The organism is Chryseobacterium nepalense, assembly GCF_023195755.1.
Taxonomy (GTDB): Bacteria; Bacteroidota; Bacteroidia; order Flavobacteriales; family Weeksellaceae; genus Chryseobacterium; species Chryseobacterium nepalense.
The window spans coordinates 238,819-257,115 of the sequence record NZ_CP096203.1 but is presented as its reverse complement, the minus strand read 5'-3'; the positions used below and the strand labels follow the sequence as shown (position 1 = coordinate 257,115).

Below are 18,297 nucleotides of genomic sequence, written 5' to 3'. Positions count from 1 at the left end.
CAGCAGCATCTCCACTATTTCCTGCATTGAAAGTTATTCTACGATTGAGAAATCATATTTAGTCCAGGAAGCAAAGAAATTTCCGCAGTTTCTTGATCCAAGATCAACAGTACCTGAGTTGAAGAACGGCTGAGGCATACCTCCGTTAAGTGTGGTTGCCGTACCTCCGGAAACAGTAAGTGCAGACTTTGTAGATCCTACTAATGAAGCAAAATTGAAAGTATATCCATAAGCCTGTACATTCGTAAAATTAAGATCAGAAAGGTTCACAGGAGCACCGCTTACCGTTTCCAATAGTACCCCAACAGGATAGCCCGTTACCGTAGCATTGTTTAATGTTAATTTTCCATTTCTTCTCACGTGAATTGCATTTTCATACAAAGCTCCGAATGAAGAAGTACCCGCTCCTACAATCGTAAGATTGTTGATTACCGGATGCGTAAATGGTGAAGCAGAAGAACCAGTTCCGTCGTTATCAAGCTCAATACCATTAGAATCAGGATTAGAACCACTAAGACTGTGCGTAGAATTTTGATCTGCCAATGCCAGAGCACAGTCAATTGTTCCGCTGTATCCGAAATCGAAATCGAAGTTATCATCATCCGATGCAAAAGAAATAAGATTTGATGCATTTACAGTACCTCCGAAGAATTCGAAAGAATCGTCTCTACCGTAAGCAACCTGGATGTGATCCAAAGTAGTACCGCTTCCAACTCCTCCTAAAGTTAATCCGTTGATTTCGTTTCCTGAATTAGGAGCAAGAAGATCGTACCCTGCAAATTCGATACGGGCGTACTTCAGAATTCCGCTGTTGTCTGAAGCATTAGAGCCTCCGTACTGGTAATCTGCTCCGGATAACCCCTCGATTACCGTAGTGGTCGGTTTGTTGGTCGGTGCAGCTCCCAGCATGATTACCCCTCCAAAATCTCCAGGCTTAGCGGTTGTGCTTTCGTCACCATCCAATAAGTTGTAGCTTGTGAAAACAATTGGCTGAGAAGAAGTTCCCTGAGCATCAAGCCTGCTTCCTCTTGAAATTACCAATACTCCGGTGGCCGTATTGGCAGCAGTTGGCTTTGCCTTAATAAATGTTCCCGGCTGAATGGTAAGTACCGCTCCGTTTTTTACAGTTACAATACCATCAAGCTCAACAACTCCGCTCCATGTAGTATTTGATGTAATGGCTCCGCTTACTGTGGTAACAGGAAGTGAAGAAGCTGTTAAATATTCTGCAGAAGCAGACTGCATTTCGAACGGTGTCGTAGCATCTGCTAAAGTTTCATGCTGACAAGCTGTAAGAGATAAAGCTGTAACTGCGATTAAAGTTAATTTTCTCATTGTTAAAGTTTTTGAATGATCAAGCCTTTTATCTAAGTTTTTCCAGACCTGATGTTTTTAAATATTTAGAAATACCCGCCTCTGTATTTCTGCGATTTGGTTATTTTTACCCAACATTACATGAGGAGCTATAATGAAGAGTCCCCTATTTTTCATTGCTGATATTCGGGAAGGTATCAGCTTTTTCCGAATCAATACTGTGGCGCGCATCATCAGTATTATATTGATTCAAATCATCAGGATATGACCTGTAACATTTCAATGAGCTCTTTACTGAATATTCATTTATTTAGAAAGTATAATTCACGCTTAACCCGAAAGTTCTTCCGTTATAAGCTCTGAACAATATCCTGTCTATATCTTTATCATATTTATCGGTAGCCCCGGGTAGAAGCTCAAGCGCTTCTCGCTGCGTCTGATAATCCGTTCCGGATCCTTTAAAGACTGAATAGGAATTGAAATTGTTGTAAAATTCTTTTACCCTGTTAAACAGGTTTCTGACATTAAATTTTACTTCTAAGTTTTTATTCCTTAACAATTTGTAAGAAATCTGTGCATCTGCCACCGCATAAGGCCTCTGGATCTCTTCCCCGATGTAAGCATATCCTACAGTGATGTACTGGTCTCCTTTGGCATTGTACAGGAAGTTCACTCCAAGGCGCTCTCCGTCATATAAAAGTCCAAGATTGTAAGCATAGGGTGTCTGTCCATACAGCGGCCGTTCCACTTCATAAGTCTCATCGGTATCTTCAGTTTTGTAACGGTCTTTAAAAGCGATTACCTTCGTCGTGTTATAAGTAAAGTTTCCGCTAATAAAAAGATGCTGCAGAAAAAAGCTCTCTTGTATAAAACCCAAACTTTTCTTTACCTCCACTTCAAATCCTTTCAGTTTTGCATTTTTTGAATTTCCATTGTATAAAAAAAGATTTCCTTCATTAGAAATAAAACCTTCACGTTCTATTGGCCGATCGATATTTTTGTAGTATAACCCTGCTGAAATAATTTCGCCCAAATTAGGAAACCATTCAAATTTGAAATCATAATTATTGATTACGGAAGAGGTCATTTCCGTATTGTAAATCAACCCATTGGCAACAGGATCAAAATAAGGCAGACCGGTTCTTTCATTAAATTGTGGCCGGATTACCGATCTGTTATACGCAAGCCTCACATTAATTTTACTGGAAGGGCTGTACGTGAAGTTGGCAGAAGGCATCCATTGCCACGGCTTTTCTTCAATAGATCCTTTGGTTACGTTTCTAGGATCATCTGCATCCAGCTGCTGAGAGATAAGTGTATATTTAAAATATTCGGCGCGAACTCCCCAAACCAGTCTCAATTTGTTTTTCCAGCGGTTATCAAACATGATGTAGGTTGCATGCTGATCTACCTCTCCTTCATATGTATCACTTTTGTAAAGCGGTTTGGTCTGCCACCCGATGCCTCCCTGCGTATAGTGTGAACCATCAAACCAATCTGAAAGCAGACCGTACATTTTCAGGTAATTTTTTTCACTATTGGGAACATCACGGTTTTCATCCACTTTCAGGAAAAATTTCTGCTGCTCGTTGGTATTGCTTTTCAGAGCACCGGCGTACCCTATTTTGATATCGGTCTTAAAGTTTCCGGCATTCATGTTCCATTTTGCCGAAGCTCCGAAATTATAATCGGTTTCTTTATTTCCGATATATCCTCTTGAAAAATTATTCCCTGAATTATAAATCTGATGGTAGGTTAAAATTTCACTTCCCACAAAATCATAAAAAGTCTGGTACTGTGTATAATCTTTAGTATCTGAAATTACACCTGTTCTTGCAGCAAACCAGTTGATTTCCACCTCTTTTATCTTGTGGTTTCCCTCCAGCTTATTCTGCAATAAGGTCTGATAAACAGGATAATCCGTATTATCCGTATAAGGACGATCCAGGGCAGCAAGCTGAGAAGGATCGTTATCAGGGATGATCCCATTATAAAAATAATTGTATGAACCTTCTGCCATTGCCGGCTGGCCGGTACCGCCGGTATACTCGTTCCATCCCGTAATTCTTGTAAGGGTCTGATCGTAAATATGCGTATATGAGTTACGGAAGGACAGCCTGTTCTTTCCCAGCTGCAATCCGAAATTCAGCATTGCTCCGATGGTGGAATTGTAACTGTAAGACGCTCCTTTATTTTTAAAATTAAAAAACTTCACTGGTGCCACTCCCAATTCCTGCCAGTTGTTGATAAGTCCTGCATTATCCAGCCATCCTCCCCTTCCAGTGTGATCTATATCTAGTTTATTTTGTTCGTTCCGAATAGTCAGTGCGCCGGCAAGTCCCCATTTATTATCATTTTTCAATTTAAAACTTCTTCCCAATGCTAATTGCATATTGGAATTCAGATCTGCCTTCGTCTTATAATTGGTAAAATTATCATTAACAAAACGCTTTGACTGTTCAAAAAACAACGGATTATTCCAATCTGTGTACACAAGGTCCAGAGGAAAATCTCTTGTTCCATCGTCATAGCCGAAGTAATCATATTTCCCTCTTTTCCGGGTAAGAAATTCTTTAAAAGTTGCGATATCATTATAAGAAGTTCCCAATGTCACAGTTGTAAAATTTTCATTAGGAATGTCCTTTGTTTTTACTTCTACAAATCCTCCGGCAAAACTTGCATTCATATCGGGTGTTGCGGTTTTACTGATCACAACACTTTCCACCATAGAATTCGGAATAATATCAAAGGAAAAATTCTGGTTATAGGCTTCCGTACTTGGAAGGTTGATTCCATCCATCGCAGCGGTATTCCAGCGCTCACCCATGGATCGTACTACCACATATTTATTATCGATAGTAGTGACGCCCGTTACTCTTTTCAGAGTTGCACCCAAATCATTATCCGGTGTTTTTGAAATCTGTTCTGCCGAGATTCCATCACTCATCTGAGCAGCTTTTTTTTGCTGCGTTAATAATCCGGCCTGTGTATCTGCTTTTTTTGTCGCCGTGATCACCACTTCTTTTATATCTGAAACTTTATCCGAAACCGACCGCATGGCAAAAGAAACGGTATTGATTGTATTATCTTTTACCTGCAGTTTTTCTACACGTAAAGAGTTGTATTTGGGAGACTTTACCGTTAACGTATAGATTCCTGAGGGAAGTTCTATCACAAAATCTCCGTTGTTATCAGTTACGGTTTTTCTGCCTGCAATACTGACTTCTGCACCTGCAACCGGATTCCCGACTTCATCCACTATTTTTCCGGATATTCTTCCGTTTCCCGATACGGAAACTTCAGATGCATTATATTTAACCGAAATAAGATCTCCACGAAGCCGATATACTACAGGAAGCCCGGTGGTTAAATCGTCCAGACATCGATGAACAGGAATATTTTCACACTGTATTTTTTTTATTTTTACATCTTTAATATCTGTCTTTGAATAAGCCAATCTCATTCCTGTTTTACCTGCAAATTCTTCCAGCACTTCGATCAAAGACCTTCCTGCCGGAGCCGTAAACGACACTTTCTGTGACAATTCCTGCGCCTCTGCCGCTATCGAAAAAAATATGGCCGCAATGGTAAAACTACATTTCAAACTTTTCATTTCTAGTGTTTACTTTATTATATTGATCTGATTATTAGTTTAATTGGTATTATTTAAGAATGTAGGTCTGCTTTTCTTTTTGTACTTCAAGTCCAAGTATGAAAGCAAGTGCTTCAATATTTTCGTCAGTACTACCACCTGTGAAATCGGCGGTTATTTTCTTTTCTGCAAATTCTTTAGGGTAAATGATACTGATACCGTAGTTTTTCTGAAGAACTTCCGCTACTTCCTTCATCATAACATCATTAAAGCTTAATGATAATAAAGACGGAAATATTTTATGAGTAGTTTTTTCTTTTTCATAAGAAATTACAGCTGCAGTGCGTGAAATCCCGAAATTCGTCCATTTCTGATGAGGCTTCAGAAAAGCGACCGGAGCACCCGCGTAAGAAACGGCAACTTTTCCTTCATAAAGATCTACTGTTTTACTGTTTCCGGTTTGTGTAATTTTAAAAACAGTTCCCAATACTTTTGTACTGAAACCTTCAGCATGTACAATGAACGGATGTTTTTTTGATTTTGCCACCGTGAAAACAGCGTTCCCTTTCAGATCAACAATCCGGGTATCCTGTGGAAAAGACTTTTCTACCGTAAGCTGCGAACCGGGAAGCAATATGACAACTGAACCGTCTGCCAGTATTATTTTTCTATTGGCAGATTCTGCATAATATTTGTCCGCCTTAAAGAACGAATGATAGATGAAAAAACCACCTACCGTAAAAAGCAATATAATTGCAGCCGCTATCCGGAAAAAATGTTTTTTAAACGTATTCGAATGATGTGAAATATGTCTTGATGCAAAATAAGGTTCCAAAGAAAACAGAACTCTTTCTCTTGATTCTTTCATATAGTGTTCATCCAGATTTTTTTCCACACCGGTTTTCCATTGCTCTAAAAGTTGTTTTTCTTTTTCTGAAATTTTTTCTTCAGTAACCTCCCTTTCCCAAAGTCTGAAAACGAATGCCTGAATTTCTTTATACTGTAGGTTTTTCATAAATGCCTGATCAACGTTTGCCGTTACATCTATAAAACAGCGAAAATGAAAAACTTCCCCAGCAAGAATTTAACATTGTATTTATATTAGGATCGACTTGTTAACAATTTGCGGTGTTTTTTAATCATTTATAAAAATTCGTTCCATTATTCATGTCTCATTTTCAGAAATAATTAATATTACATTCCCCAAAGTTCACAAAAAGTTAATTTTCGTTTAGGTAATTTTGCATCAATGAATCAGACGGATCACATCTTATTGAAAAAAATAAAAACAGGCGACCGGCCGGCTTTTATGATACTCTATGAAAGGTATTGGGATGATTTGTACCGTTTTGTTTTTGCACGAACCAAAGACAAGGAATTGGCAGAAGAATTACTTCAGAATCTATGGATAAAAGTTCTGGAAGATACAGAAAGCATCCAGACCGACGGAAACGAAAGTGCAAAAGGGTATTTCCTGAAGCATCTTCATTACCGGGTGATTGATTATTTCAACAGCCATAAAAAAGAATGGGCTACCGTAAGCATTGACGAATCTGAAAATTTTGTACACCTTACTGATACAGAATATTTTGAAATTCTTGACGAATATGAAATTACTGATCTTTTTGCAATGATTGACGAAGTTGTTTCAACACTTCCTGCCACTGAGCAAAAGGTATATGACATGAGAATTCGCAAAAATATGTCGGTAGATGAAACTGCTGAAACATTAGGCTTGAGCAATAAAACCGTCAGCAACAAGCTGAGCAATGCGCTGGGTGAAATCCGGGAACAGCTGAATCCCAAATATCAGTCTTCTAAGAAATTTATTTCTATTATCCTCATGATCGAGCTTCTGATGAAAAGTCAATAGATCAAAGAAATATTTCCTTCTTTTTAATCTATTCATTACATACCACATTTTATTTGATTTTGATCCTGATTGGCAATAAAGTTGTATAGTAGTACCCGAATATGGTGTGAAAAGTGCCTAAGAAAAGGCAGGATTTTCTATTGATAAAACTTGTCATTCTATTGAAAAACAGTACACTTTTCAACCTAAATCTATTAAAAAATCAACCATAAAATAAATACAATGAAAATACTATTCGTAGTAACCTCCCATGATGAGTTGGGAAATACAGGAAAAAAAACAGGATTCTGGGTAGAAGAATTTGCAGCACCTTATTATCTACTGAAAGATGCGGGATTTGATATTACCGTAGCAACCCCAAAAGGCGGACAGGCTCCTATTGATCCGAAAAGTGAAGATCCTGATGCGCAGACCACTGCAACAAAACGTTATTATCAGGATGAAGAAGTAAAAAATATCATTGCCAATACCAAAAAACTGAGTGATCAGAAAGCAGCTGATTTTGATGCTGTTTTTTATCCGGGAGGCCACGGTCCGCTTTGGGATCTTGCTTTTGACAAAGATTCTCAGCAATTGATCCTTGATTTTTACAATAATGAGAAGCCAGTAGCAGCGGTTTGTCATGCTCCTGGAGTTTTTAAAGATATCGTTCTCGAAAACGGTAATCCTTTTGTTAAAGATAAAAATGTTACCGGTTTTTCAAATAGTGAAGAGGAGGCTGTTCAGCTTACAGAGATTGTGCCTTTCCTTGTTGAAGATGAACTCAAAAAATCAGGCGGACACTATACCAGAACAGACGACTGGGGCGTACATGTTGTGCAGGACGGATTACTGATTACCGGACAAAACCCGGCTTCTTCAGAAGGTGTTGCAGAAAAATTAATGTCTGTTCTGAAGAAATAATTTAGTTTTTTTGAATATAAGATTTTCGGGCGGCCGTTTTCAACGGCCGCCCGAAAATCTGCCCAAATAAACAAACTTACATTATAAAAATGAATACCATTACAAAAATATTAATAAAGGGAGTTGCTGTAGGACTGATTGCTTCTTATGTCAAATCTCTTGCAGAACCACCACTTCAGAAAATAGGAGAAAAAAAATTTCCGCCCAAAGAAGATGAACTGAAGTTGCGTGGTGCAGATGTAACCCATCAGGCGGAAAATATGCCGCCGGCGGTTTTGGCTAAAAAAGTATATTCTGAGATAACAGGAAAAGAACTTTCATATAATAGCACAATGAAATCCATGAAAATTATCCATTATACCTTAGGAGCATTGATTGGAGTAAGCTATGTTTTTCTGACAGATAAAAGAAAAAAATTCACAGCAAGCGAAGGTATTGCAGCAGGAACAGCGGTTTGGGCATTAACCCACGGTTCTACCGTTCCGGCTCTTAATCTACAGGGAAAAGTTTCCGAAATGCCAACATCCTGGTGGGTATGGGAATTCGGGTCACATCTAGTATTTGGCGTGGCGATGGAGCAGACGAGAAAAGTGATTGACAAACTTTTTTAATATCAATTTAATCCCAACGTTTTAATATGTTGTTCCGTCAAATAAAAAGGAATTCTGAAACAAAAGTATAAAATTACAAAGTAGTGCCTACTAACAAATTAACAGAAGACGGTATTCTTCCGGATTTTCCTGCGGGGCCCGATGAATGCAGGGCAAAACATTTTGTCCGGGATGATCTACTGCAAGTCTCCATAGGTTACCCTTTCCTAAATTAACCGGTTTCGCATCTTCATTTGCCGCATAATGAAGGTCAAAAAAGTTGTCTTTCAGAAAATTTTCAAACTCTTCATCGGAGCCTTCGTACAATTTTTTAAGGGATTCTCTTATTTCAGGAATGAGAATTTTCTGCGTGCATTGATCATTCGGGATAAGTTCGCTTGCTGCTCCGTAGTATGTACATAAAAAAGTAGAAGTCTCTATTGGGGAGCGGTCTGCATGATAGGAATAAACATCGGTGGATATAAAATCAAATTCATCATCACGCTCATATTTTTTCAATAAATTAAGGCACGGTGCTGCTCCAAAATCCGACAGCATCTGCATATCCTTTATGATGGTTTCTCTTGCTGTATTCCCTTTTTCAGACAGATCAAGTGCCAAAAGATCATCTATAAAAACTTCTGTAATATTCTCTTTCAGTTTAAGTTTTGATACAATTTCCTGAAAATCACCTTCCAGATTTCTTTCCCAGCAAACAGCATTCACATTTCCCCGAAATTGTGTTTTTACCAATTCCGGAAATGAGAAAACCAAGCCTATATGATGATGTTCTGGAAATGTATTCATAGAATAAAAAGTTTGCATTCAGCCTATGCAAAAGTAATTGCTTTGAAAACAATTTACAAGATGGAATTTCTTGATTGGCTATTATGCCGGCAGATAAATTTAATTTTAAATACCACATATAAGTTTTATGATGAAAATTAGTATACAATTTGCAATAGTCATTAAAAAAAACAATGACTCATCATTACAGTTTCTCCTTATTGGTTTTATCGGCTTTTTTAATTTCTTTCAGCTGCAGCGCACAGGAAGAACATGAAAAAAAATATACATTATTTAATCCCGTTCCGAAATCAATGATGCGGGAAATGGAAACGGACCGTCCGGATGTCACAGAATCACCTTACACAGTGGATGCCGGGCATATTCAATATGAAACAGATGCCATACGATTAACAAGAGAAGAATCTGATCTTACGAAAACAAGAACCTTACTAATCAATCAGGGTAATATAAAAATCGGAATTACCGGATCAACCGCTGTACAGGTCGGTTTTCAGAGTTACGGCATACAGAAAGAAACTGAAAAAAGCTCCGGGGATATTTCTAAAACGCATGGTTTTGGCGATATTACTTTACGGATAAAACAGAATATTACAGGAAACGATAAAGGCAATTTTGTAATGGCAGTACTGCCGTATGCTAAAATTCCTTCTTCACAATATGATGACGAAAGCAGGTTTGAATACGGGTTGATCGTACCTATGCTTTATAAATTTGCAGGAGACTGGAATTTAGGTTTTCAGGTAGAAGTGGACCGACTGAAAGACCAGGACCTTCCCGAAATGCATACCGAACTTTTGCAGACTCTTACCATAAGTCATCCGCTGACCAAAAACCTTGACGGAATCGCAGAAACTTATTATACTTACGATTTTAAAGCACATGAATTTTCAAACTACATTAATGCTGCCCTTCAGATGGAAGTGATGAAAAATTTTAAAATCGACGCCGGGCTTAATTATGGATTACAGCACCATTCGGAAAAACATTATTTTATCGGCTTTTCTTATCTTCATTAAATTTAAAAACCTAATGAAGATCGTATTTGCATACAATTTGCTCCATCTGTAAAACAAACCAAATACAAAATATTATGCAGTTTATTGATTTTAAAAAAGAACATTTTAAAGAGGATGAAAATACAAATGATTTCGTGATCGAGATCTCCAAGGCAGAGATCGGATTTGATGAAATCAAAGTACAGGAAAGAAAAGATGATGAAATCTATGAAGATGCAGATTATCAGATCACAGATGATCCTTTAAAGATTACCATAAGAATGAAAAAACCTGCAGATATCAGGGTTAACTTTTAAAATGAATAAATGCTCCGAAAAATTCCGGAGCATTTTCAAAAACTAATTATACATGAAAAACAACTTTAGCTAAACAAAAATTATTAATCAGACCCCAGAATCATCATTGTGCATTATTTTCCAGTTCTTTTACTTTAGTTTTCCATATGGTAAAGAAATTAAGAACTTTAATGCATTTAAAAATGGCCACAAAAGCAATCAATGATACCAGAAAGGTATATATGGAAAAGCTTTTCAGAAAGATGTATTGTGCAGCAAATATGGAAATATTCATCACCACAAAAAGTACTGTAATTTTTTTATGTGATATTCCCAGCTGCAGAAGGTAATGATGAATATGGGATTTATCTGCGTTAAAAGGTGATTTACCCTGCAATACCCGGTCTGCATATACTCTCACGGAGTCGATCATCGGGATGGTAAACACAAATAACAGGAAAAATAATCCATGAGGGAAACCGGACGCCGGATGATCAAATTTTGATATATAAATTCCTATTGACACCAGAAAATATCCTAAGAATAGTGATCCCGAATTTCCCAGGAAAACTTTATTCTTTTTTGAAAAATTATATCTGAGAAAAGCAGCAATACCTCCTATAAATAACATCACCAGTTTCATCAAACCGTAATTTTTTTCGATAACGGCAATCGCTAAAAGCAAAATGAAGCCAATTCCGGCAACGCTTCCTGCCAGTCCGTCTATACCATCAATAAGGTTAAAGGCATTCACTGCAGCTGCAATCACCAGCACCGTAATTATATATTGAGCAAGCACGTCAATTTCATAGATTCCGAAAAGTCCGTATAAAGAGGTAATTCTTATTCCTGAAGAAGCAATAATAATACTTATACAAATCTGAATTCCTAACTTATAGATTGCCTTGATATCTGTTTTATCATCCATAGTCCCCACCAGAAGCATTATATAAGAAGTAATGATTATCGGTAAGATTTCCTCTACATCCTTCATGCTGGTTAATCCGCCAAGCAATGCCACGATAATACCTATCGCTAAGCCACCAATAAGCGGAATGGCTTTCTGATGCACCTTCCGGGCGTTAGGAACATCAACTAATTTAAATTTTTGGGCAACCATCGTCATCAGCGGAATGATGCAGATCGACAGGGTAAAAGCAAGAAGCCCATACACGGTAAGTTCTGTAAAATTTTTCATAATGGTTTATTTTTTAAATCCTGCTTTTAGCATTGTTAAATAACTGTATATTCTGCAGATGACTGATATTATATTTTTCAAGCATTTTTTTATCCAGCCTTGAAATTTCAGGATAGACATTTTTCTTTGCTGTAACCGAAAAACTCTCCTGAATAACCTGGCTGTACTTTTCGGCGACAGTATTCCATACATATTTATTTTCCGCAATTTTTTTCATTCTCAAAGCGCATTTCTTAATATCATCCTGCGTAAGGGTCTTAAGGAGGTTTTCCAGCTCTTTCTCATCAGAAAAATAGAAGGCCTGGTCGCCTGTTGTCGTTCTGTTATAAGAAACGCCATAGCAGATAACAGGCAGCCCCAAAAACATCGCTTCTACCAGAGAAGGATTGGTTCCTCCTGCCGAATGCCCGTGAATGTACAGAAAAGCATTCCCGCGGATCATATCTAATGTATGCTGGTCATAAATAGGATCAAGAAGACTGATATTCTCAAAAACAGAAAATTTTTGCTTCAGATCTTTTCCATAATGACTGTTTTCCCAATTACCGACTACCACAAGATGATGTTCAGGATTTTCACTAAAAACTTTTAAAATCGTTAAAACATTATTTTCGGGCTCTATCCGGCATACTTTTACCGCATATGGCTTTGATAAAAAAGGATAGGTCACAAAATCCTGTTCTGAGGGAGCAGCATTTACTCTCGTATGATCTGCACCATATTCAATAACCCTGCTGATGGTTTCATACCGTAAAGACGTATAATCCTGAATTGACTCGTTATCTGAAATATCAATATGGGAATATTTTACGGCCAGATTTTCTGCAAACCACAAATATAGTTTTGCAGCCAGCGGCCATTTATCTCTCTTCCATTCGATTCCGTCAATAGAAATAATTATTTTTTTATTGGTGAACATTCTTACAAAAGGCAGAAGCCACGCCCCCGCAACTCCGAGAATGAGCAACACATCACTGCCACGCAATGCATGCAGGATAGACCAGCTGTCGTAGAATATGCTCTGAATTCCGTTTGCATCAAGAGGAATGTATTTAAGTCTGCTACCTTTCCAGCTTTCTTTTCTTTCTTCACTGCTGTATTTTTTTGATGAACAGTACACCGTAAAATCATAAGTATCAGAAAGTTCTTCTACAAGATGTTCTGTAAGGGTTTCAAATCCGCCGTATCGGGCAGGAAGTCCGACAGTTCCGATAATAGCTACTTTAGTTTTCATACGATTATATTTTTATAAAAGCTATACTATTGATATTCCAAATTCAAATTAAATTACAAATAACTGATTTTCAAATATTTAAATTAAAAATTAAATGACCATCATTCCAAATTCCGGAAAAACAACCGTTAAATGGAAATCATCTGCACACAGGTTTCTTCAAAATAATCTTCTGAAAACATCAGGCTTTTTTGATATGCCGATTCGCTGAAAGATTTGTAAATTTCTTCATTACACATTAGATAATGGATTTTGCCGGACAGCTCATATACGTCTGCAGAATTAATAAGAAAACCGTTTTTATTTTCGTTTACCAGTTCTGTGATTCCTCCCACCGGCGGGACTATTGCAGGAAGCCGGTAGCGCATTCCTTCCAGAATCGTTAATCCGAAAGTTTCTACCCATTCATCCGGTCGGGAAAGGTTAACAATAATGCTTGCTTCCCGGTAAAAAGAATGGGTATCAGTCTGGGTTGGATAAATTTTAAGATGATCCGGTAAAGTTTTTCCTTTAAAATAAATATCGATCTCCTTCTGCGAAGCATTCAGCACCAGTTTAAAAAGATACGTACTGTTTATTTCTGCAAGTTTTACAAATTCATCTACCCCTTTGTAAGACTTTAAAGAGCAGATCATTAAAATAATAGGTTCTTTACCGTAAATACCATGGGATTGATCTGCCTTTTCGGCAAATTCGCGCTCCAGAACATTATAGAGAAGTACCTGATTTTGAACAATCGGTTCTTTTTTCATCAGATAATCTGAAACAAAAACCCCTTTTGAAGCCGTTAATCTTGCGATTCCGAACAGAAAATCTTTAAAAATTCTAGGTTTTACGGAAGTTTCATGGATATGATAAATTATTCTGCAGCCCCGTAATTTTCCCGCAATAGCTGCTCCAAAAGGAAGCACGGTATTAATGTAGATAATATCTTCCCTTTTCAGGAATAACAGAAGCTTAATCGTAAGAAAAAGCTGACTGATAAAAAAGTTACAGATTTTTATCAGTGGGTTCTGAGAAAACCGGTACCAAATCAGATGGCGGGCTACTTTAGGCAAATCTGATAAAAAGCCTGTACTCCCGCCGGAAGTAAATAAGTGAACTTCTATATTTTTTCCTGTCCAGGTTTTTAGAAGCTGCATTAATACCTTCGGGCTTCCGCTATAGTCGTTTAATAAATGTATGGCTACAATTCTGTTCATATCACATTTTGCTATAAATTTCATCCAGGTGCTCTCCCCTCTTCTCCCATGAAAACTTTTCAACATATTGTTTTCTGGCTCCCAGGCTTAATTTTTTTCTGAGAGGCTCATCTAAATACACTCTTATCAAAGCAAGACTCAATTCTTCCAATGTTTTTTTATAACTCTGCTTCGGAACGGCAATACCACAGGAATGATTGATAAATTCTCCGGGACCTTCATTTTGCAGGCAGATCACCGGCAAACCGAAACAGAGCGCTTCAGGCACTACCATTCCGGCACCTTCGTGGGAAGGAAAAAGAAATACCGAAGCACTGTCATACAGTTTCATAAGTTCTTTACGCTCTACCCATTCTTTAATTTCAATGAAATCATTCATTCCGCTGCGTTCAATCAGGCTTTCGTAGAGCGCTTTCTGTTCTCCTGCTCCTACAAGGATGAGTTTGCATTCGGACTGTTTTTTTTCCGGAAGCTGATTAATAAATTCTATAAATGAGCGTATCGTTAAATCAAAACCTTTTAGAGGGACAAACCTTCCCACACTTATTACCGTAAATCCTGATTTAGGGCTGATTTCCTCGTGTTTCTTAAAATCTTCCGTTGCAACTGAAGGACACAGAGAATAGGAACTTTCAGCGAGATTCAGTTTCTGCGGAACACTGGTATTCATACACCAGATATGTCCGGAATGTCTGATGGTATTTTGTAATGAAGACGAAAATTTCCAGAAAAAATTCTTAACCATCCACGTAAGCCTGTCTTTTATAAAATGTGTTTTCGAATACATATTTAAGTACTGACCCGGAATCAGCGGGTGATGCCCTACCGGACCCCAAACCATTGGTTTACGGAGTTTCCAGAGAAAACTCGGGGTCCAGTCATTATGGAAATTTATATTGTGGGTGATATCAAAATCCAGTTTCTGTTTTTTGATGAAAGAAACGATGCCTTTTTGCCATAGGTAATAGTACAGCAATGCTCCTCTGCTGCCTTTTTTCCAGAACCTCATCCAGTAAGGAAGGTCAAAATAAAGGAAGGTGATATTTCTGTGCACACCGTCCGGGTGTTCTGAAATGTATTTTTCTATATTTGCCCTGTTGTTTTCCCGGGTAATCGCAATTACTTTCCGGAATCTCGCAATCTGGCATACAAAATTCCAGCCCATTGCATCTTCGGATCCTTTATATGGATTTACGGCATAGCAACTCGCCAATATAGTCTGATTCGTTTTCATAATTTCTTGTTTTTATTAGTTTTGCAGGAACTCCTGCGATGATACTGTTTGCGGGGAATGATTTTGTGATAACGCTTCCTGCTGCCAGAATGCTTCCTTCCCCTATTTTCACACCGTCCAGAATGGTAACTTTGCTTCCGATCCAGCAGTTTCTTCCTATTTTAATTCCTTTCCGGCTTACCCCCTGAAGGCGGATGAAAACATCAGGATTTTCATAATTATGATTTTCCGGGTGACAGCTTAAGTATTGTCCTGCAATGCAGTCATCACCAATTTCCAATCCTCCTGCACCACCGAGATAGGCAAATTCTCCGATACCGACATTATTTCCTATTTTGATCTGTTCTCCGATATTGTTCATGGAAGTGGATAGAATAATCCGGCTGAAAGCCCCGATGGAAACATTATTGCCAAACTCCACTCCTTTCTTTCCCAGTGCGGAAACATAGACGTCATTCCCCAATCTTAAAAACTGTCCCCATTTTATTTTGGAAAGGTTAAAAAAACCTACCCGTTTTCCCAATAACATTCCTTTTGGATTTTTAAGAAATAAAAGAACGCTTAATCCGCGGAGCATACTGCACGCCTGAATCCAGATCATCTGCATAACCGCACCGGAATTCAAACCGGGGTCTACCGTGAAATCCGGGTTTCTCATTTTTACAATTTTCTCAATCAATATTTTCATTTTGCTGTGATAATGCTGTTCATGATGATATCTAAAGTGTCATTCAGATCATTATTCTCAATTGCAATGTATTTTGCACTGTTATTATGCTTTCCCAGTTTCGAGAACAGTTTATTGTATTCTGCATTGAGATAGGAGATCGACTGATAAGAAAGTTCTTCTTTTCTGCTGAGAATCTTCTCTGGTGATGCATACAGGAAGAAGTTGAACTTCGGTTTCATTAAGAAAAAATATCCGCTTTCGGCAATTGATTTGGGAAGTTTAATATTACTCCTTCGGGCATCGGCCATAAAATCAAAATAATACCGGTCATACAGAACAACCTTACCGCGCAAAACATATTTCAGATAAATAATAAACTGCCCGATGATGTAATCCGTATAATAATAACAGAACCTTGCAAAAGACGAAAATGTGTTGCTATTGCTGCCTTGTCTTGGCAATGAACTGACTACATCGAGATGCGCTTTTTCTTTCCCTTTTATCCAGACGCTTAAAATCGGTAGTAAAGAAGGTCTGTGCCTTAAAATTTTCACCGGTCTGCGGTACCGTTTTTCGATAAGATTCGAAATTTCCGAAATGACTGTTGATTTTCCGGCACCGTCAACACCGCTGAAGGTCATAACAAATCCTTTTTCTGAGAATGTGTCTTTGATATATATGAATGTGTCTTTTAAAAAGGATATTCTTCGTTTTGTATTCATTTTCAGCTGATTAATATGGTCCGTTATTTTTACAAGCTTATTTTCTGAAATATTTTTTTCAGTAAAATCTCTGTAATATTCCGGTATCTCACTGCCGTTAAGAGTATAGAAGTAATGCAGGTATTTGGCGGTATCACTGTCGCAGGCTGTTTTAACACCATATTCATTTGAAACGGAGTGCTTGATGACTTTATTCACATTCATAAATTCAAAACCTTTCCACTGGATTTTCAGGATCAGGTCAAGATGAAGAATCTGCTTGTCATTTGTAATAATCCTGACCCTGTACATATATGATTTTTTTGAAACTACCACACGTTCTGCAAGACTGTTCCTTTTCAGAAAACGAATTAATCCTTCTGCATTTTGCGAAGACATCAGAATATCAATGTCAGAATTAAGGCTCAGCTTTTCAGGTTTCTTATCGTGAAATTTCAACGCTGCATAAGGAATCGTGTGAAGACTGTCAAAAATATCCATGATCAACAGCTCCCTTTCCGTATATATTTCTTTTGCAAAATGGTTCAGCGCTTCTGTCCAGGTCTTCAGCAGCCAATGAATCTGAAGATGCCATTCCTTTTGTTCCGAATATATTTTAAGGTAAACTGATATGTTGATTAAAAGATAAAATTTCAGGTGATGATACAATTCATCTTCATTAAAATGAAAAGTAAGCCTGTTTTTATGTCTAATTTCGTCTAGGATAGATTTCCAAGGTCTTTTATCAATTAAAATTCCTTTCTGAATAATGAAATGAAAGAAATCGAATCCTTTAGGCTTTTCGCAGGAAGCCAGTTCCCAATCGTAAACCGACAGCGTATTATGGTGAAGAAAACAATTCCATGGAGTGAAATCACCGTGAGAAAAAGAAAGGCTGATACGTTCGGTTTCATCTACTTTTTCCAATAGGGAATTCAGCTTCCTTAGCAGATTCGACGGTATTCTTTCATCGCTTAATGTATTGATTTCTTTTTTCAGCATCTGAAAATACCCCCATTCTGATATTGAACAACACCGCTGATATTTCTGTGTAATACCCTGCACTGTTTTAGCATGAATTCTTCCAAAGGTATTGCTTCGCTTGCCTTTTTTTGATATATCATCGGTCTGTAGAATATTGCCGTTGTGTAAGACCGTTTTCGGAACAGTATATAACCGGCTGGCGGAAGCAAAGCGCATGTTGGCAAATTCATTGATCAACAGGTCTTTTGCTGTTTCCGTACAGGCAATTTTATAAAAACTCCCCGCTGTATACAACAGAGCCTTATTATTAGGTCCGGGTGTTCCGGTGAACATGGCCCAGTCTGATTTGATATTGAAAATAGGATTTCCCTCAACTTTATAGTATAAGATTTCTTTTTCGAAGATCAGATTTTGCAGACCAAGTTCAAATACCAGTTTTACAGCAATTGCATATAATTTTGCTTTAAAAGAAGAAGCATTATAAAATTTTAAAAACAATGGTTTTTTTGATTTTGAATTCCAAAACCAGCGTAAAGAACCGTCTGTGTTTCTGATGTAAGAAAAAGATATTTTAAAACTTTCAGGCTGTTCTGTGGTGTATAATTTATATCCTGTATTTTTAAATAAAGTCTTCATAATTCTTGCTTTTATACAAAGAGATATAAATACGCTGCCAAAAATATAATTATTTGATTATCAAT

15 protein-coding genes are annotated in these 18,297 nt (G+C 37.6%); 5 read left to right on the top strand and 10 right to left on the bottom strand.

Annotated features, from left to right (window positions below; all coding sequences use genetic code 11):
- Window positions 1-33: 33 nt before the first annotated feature.
- From M0D58_RS01005 to M0D58_RS00995, 3 genes are all read right to left on the bottom strand, one after another.
- Window positions 34-1,335 (bottom strand): hypothetical protein, encoded by a 1,302-nt coding sequence (locus M0D58_RS01005; protein WP_248392841.1) that lies wholly within the window; start codon window positions 1,333-1,335, stop codon window positions 34-36.
- A gap of 289 nt (window positions 1,336-1,624) precedes the next feature.
- Complete coding sequence (locus M0D58_RS01000) at window positions 1,625-4,927, bottom strand: TonB-dependent receptor (protein ID WP_248392840.1); 3,303 nt, start codon at window positions 4,925-4,927, stop codon at window positions 1,625-1,627.
- A 49-nt stretch (window positions 4,928-4,976) separates the two neighbouring features.
- On the bottom strand, window positions 4,977-5,921 hold the full coding sequence (locus tag M0D58_RS00995; protein WP_248392839.1) for a FecR family protein: 945 nt from the start codon (window positions 5,919-5,921) through the stop codon (window positions 4,977-4,979).
- Between the two features lie 234 nt (window positions 5,922-6,155).
- On the opposite strand from M0D58_RS00995, the gene M0D58_RS00990 reads away from it, so the two are divergent.
- The 3 genes from M0D58_RS00990 to M0D58_RS00980 all read left to right on the top strand — a co-directional run bounded on the left by M0D58_RS00990 (window position 6,156) and on the right by M0D58_RS00980 (window position 8,293).
- The gene (locus M0D58_RS00990) at window positions 6,156-6,779 is read left to right on the top strand and encodes an RNA polymerase sigma factor (RefSeq protein ID WP_248392838.1); all 624 of its coding nucleotides are present in this window, start codon (window positions 6,156-6,158) and stop codon (window positions 6,777-6,779) included.
- Between the two features lie 222 nt (window positions 6,780-7,001).
- Window positions 7,002-7,682 carry a type 1 glutamine amidotransferase domain-containing protein gene (locus M0D58_RS00985; RefSeq protein ID WP_248392837.1) on the top strand — a complete coding sequence of 227 codons (681 nt, stop codon included), beginning with the start codon at window positions 7,002-7,004 and terminating at the stop codon, window positions 7,680-7,682.
- Window positions 7,683-7,771: 89 nt separating this feature from the next.
- Complete coding sequence (locus M0D58_RS00980; RefSeq protein WP_248392836.1) at window positions 7,772-8,293, top strand: DUF1440 domain-containing protein; 522 nt, start codon at window positions 7,772-7,774, stop codon at window positions 8,291-8,293.
- Window positions 8,294-8,383: 90 nt separating this feature from the next.
- On the opposite strand, the gene M0D58_RS00975 is transcribed toward M0D58_RS00980, so the two are convergent.
- Complete coding sequence (locus M0D58_RS00975) at window positions 8,384-9,079, bottom strand: DUF1826 domain-containing protein (RefSeq protein WP_248392835.1); 696 nt, start codon at window positions 9,077-9,079, stop codon at window positions 8,384-8,386.
- A gap of 173 nt (window positions 9,080-9,252) precedes the next feature.
- Between M0D58_RS00975 and M0D58_RS00970 the strand changes: the two genes are divergently transcribed.
- Window positions 9,253-10,098 carry a transporter gene (locus M0D58_RS00970; protein WP_248392833.1) on the top strand — a complete coding sequence of 282 codons (846 nt, stop codon included), beginning with the start codon at window positions 9,253-9,255 and terminating at the stop codon, window positions 10,096-10,098.
- A gap of 74 nt (window positions 10,099-10,172) precedes the next feature.
- Complete coding sequence (locus M0D58_RS00965) at window positions 10,173-10,394, top strand: hypothetical protein (RefSeq protein ID WP_248392832.1); 222 nt, start codon at window positions 10,173-10,175, stop codon at window positions 10,392-10,394.
- 103 nt (window positions 10,395-10,497) lie between these two features.
- Here the strand turns inward: M0D58_RS00965 and M0D58_RS00960 are convergent, their stop codons facing one another.
- The 6 genes from M0D58_RS00960 to M0D58_RS00935 all read right to left on the bottom strand — a co-directional run bounded on the left by M0D58_RS00960 (window position 10,498) and on the right by M0D58_RS00935 (window position 18,232).
- On the bottom strand, window positions 10,498-11,571 hold the full coding sequence (locus M0D58_RS00960; RefSeq protein ID WP_248392831.1) for a glycosyltransferase family 4 protein: 1,074 nt from the start codon (window positions 11,569-11,571) through the stop codon (window positions 10,498-10,500).
- Window positions 11,572-11,584: 13 nt separating this feature from the next.
- Window positions 11,585-12,805, bottom strand: coding sequence for a DUF1972 domain-containing protein (locus M0D58_RS00955; protein WP_248392829.1), 1,221 nt, complete (start codon window positions 12,803-12,805; stop codon window positions 11,585-11,587).
- 128 nt (window positions 12,806-12,933) lie between these two features.
- Window positions 12,934-14,007 (bottom strand): glycosyltransferase family 4 protein, encoded by a 1,074-nt coding sequence (locus M0D58_RS00950; RefSeq protein ID WP_248392827.1) that lies wholly within the window; start codon window positions 14,005-14,007, stop codon window positions 12,934-12,936.
- A 1-nt stretch (window position 14,008) separates the two neighbouring features.
- Entirely contained in the window at window positions 14,009-15,241 is a 1,233-nt protein-coding gene (locus M0D58_RS00945; protein WP_248392825.1) for a glycosyltransferase family 4 protein, read from the bottom strand.
- Window positions 15,189-15,929, bottom strand: coding sequence for an acyltransferase (locus M0D58_RS00940; protein WP_248392823.1), 741 nt, complete (start codon window positions 15,927-15,929; stop codon window positions 15,189-15,191). The genes M0D58_RS00945 and M0D58_RS00940 overlap by 53 nt, the downstream gene beginning before the upstream one ends.
- Window positions 15,926-18,232: a hypothetical protein gene (locus tag M0D58_RS00935; protein WP_248392822.1), complete on the bottom strand. Its 2,307-nt coding sequence runs from the start codon at window positions 18,230-18,232 to the stop codon at window positions 15,926-15,928. The genes M0D58_RS00940 and M0D58_RS00935 overlap by 4 nt, the downstream gene beginning before the upstream one ends.
- Between the last annotated feature and the right edge of the window lie 65 nt (window positions 18,233-18,297).

Coding starts and splice junctions, on each gene's coding strand:
- M0D58_RS00970 (WP_248392833.1), top strand. CDS start 9,253: ATGACTCATCATTACAGTTTCTCCTTATTGGTTTTATCGGCTTTTTTA.
- M0D58_RS00945 (WP_248392825.1), bottom strand. CDS start 15,241: ATGAAAACGAATCAGACTATATTGGCGAGTTGCTATGCCGTAAATCCA.
- M0D58_RS00960 (WP_248392831.1), bottom strand. CDS start 11,571: ATGAAAAATTTTACAGAACTTACCGTGTATGGGCTTCTTGCTTTTACC.
- M0D58_RS00990 (WP_248392838.1), top strand. CDS start 6,156: ATGAATCAGACGGATCACATCTTATTGAAAAAAATAAAAACAGGCGAC.
- M0D58_RS00975 (WP_248392835.1), bottom strand. CDS start 9,079: ATGAATACATTTCCAGAACATCATCATATAGGCTTGGTTTTCTCATTT.
- M0D58_RS00965 (WP_248392832.1), top strand. CDS start 10,173: ATGCAGTTTATTGATTTTAAAAAAGAACATTTTAAAGAGGATGAAAAT.
- M0D58_RS00940 (WP_248392823.1), bottom strand. CDS start 15,929: ATGAAAATATTGATTGAGAAAATTGTAAAAATGAGAAACCCGGATTTC.
- M0D58_RS00950 (WP_248392827.1), bottom strand. CDS start 14,007: ATGAACAGAATTGTAGCCATACATTTATTAAACGACTATAGCGGAAGC.
- M0D58_RS01005 (WP_248392841.1), bottom strand. CDS start 1,335: ATGAGAAAATTAACTTTAATCGCAGTTACAGCTTTATCTCTTACAGCT.
- M0D58_RS00995 (WP_248392839.1), bottom strand. CDS start 5,921: ATGAAAAACCTACAGTATAAAGAAATTCAGGCATTCGTTTTCAGACTT.
- M0D58_RS01000 (WP_248392840.1), bottom strand. CDS start 4,927: ATGAAAAGTTTGAAATGTAGTTTTACCATTGCGGCCATATTTTTTTCG.
- M0D58_RS00985 (WP_248392837.1), top strand. CDS start 7,002: ATGAAAATACTATTCGTAGTAACCTCCCATGATGAGTTGGGAAATACA.
- M0D58_RS00935 (WP_248392822.1), bottom strand. CDS start 18,232: ATGAAGACTTTATTTAAAAATACAGGATATAAATTATACACCACAGAA.
- M0D58_RS00955 (WP_248392829.1), bottom strand. CDS start 12,805: ATGAAAACTAAAGTAGCTATTATCGGAACTGTCGGACTTCCTGCCCGA.
- M0D58_RS00980 (WP_248392836.1), top strand. CDS start 7,772: ATGAATACCATTACAAAAATATTAATAAAGGGAGTTGCTGTAGGACTG.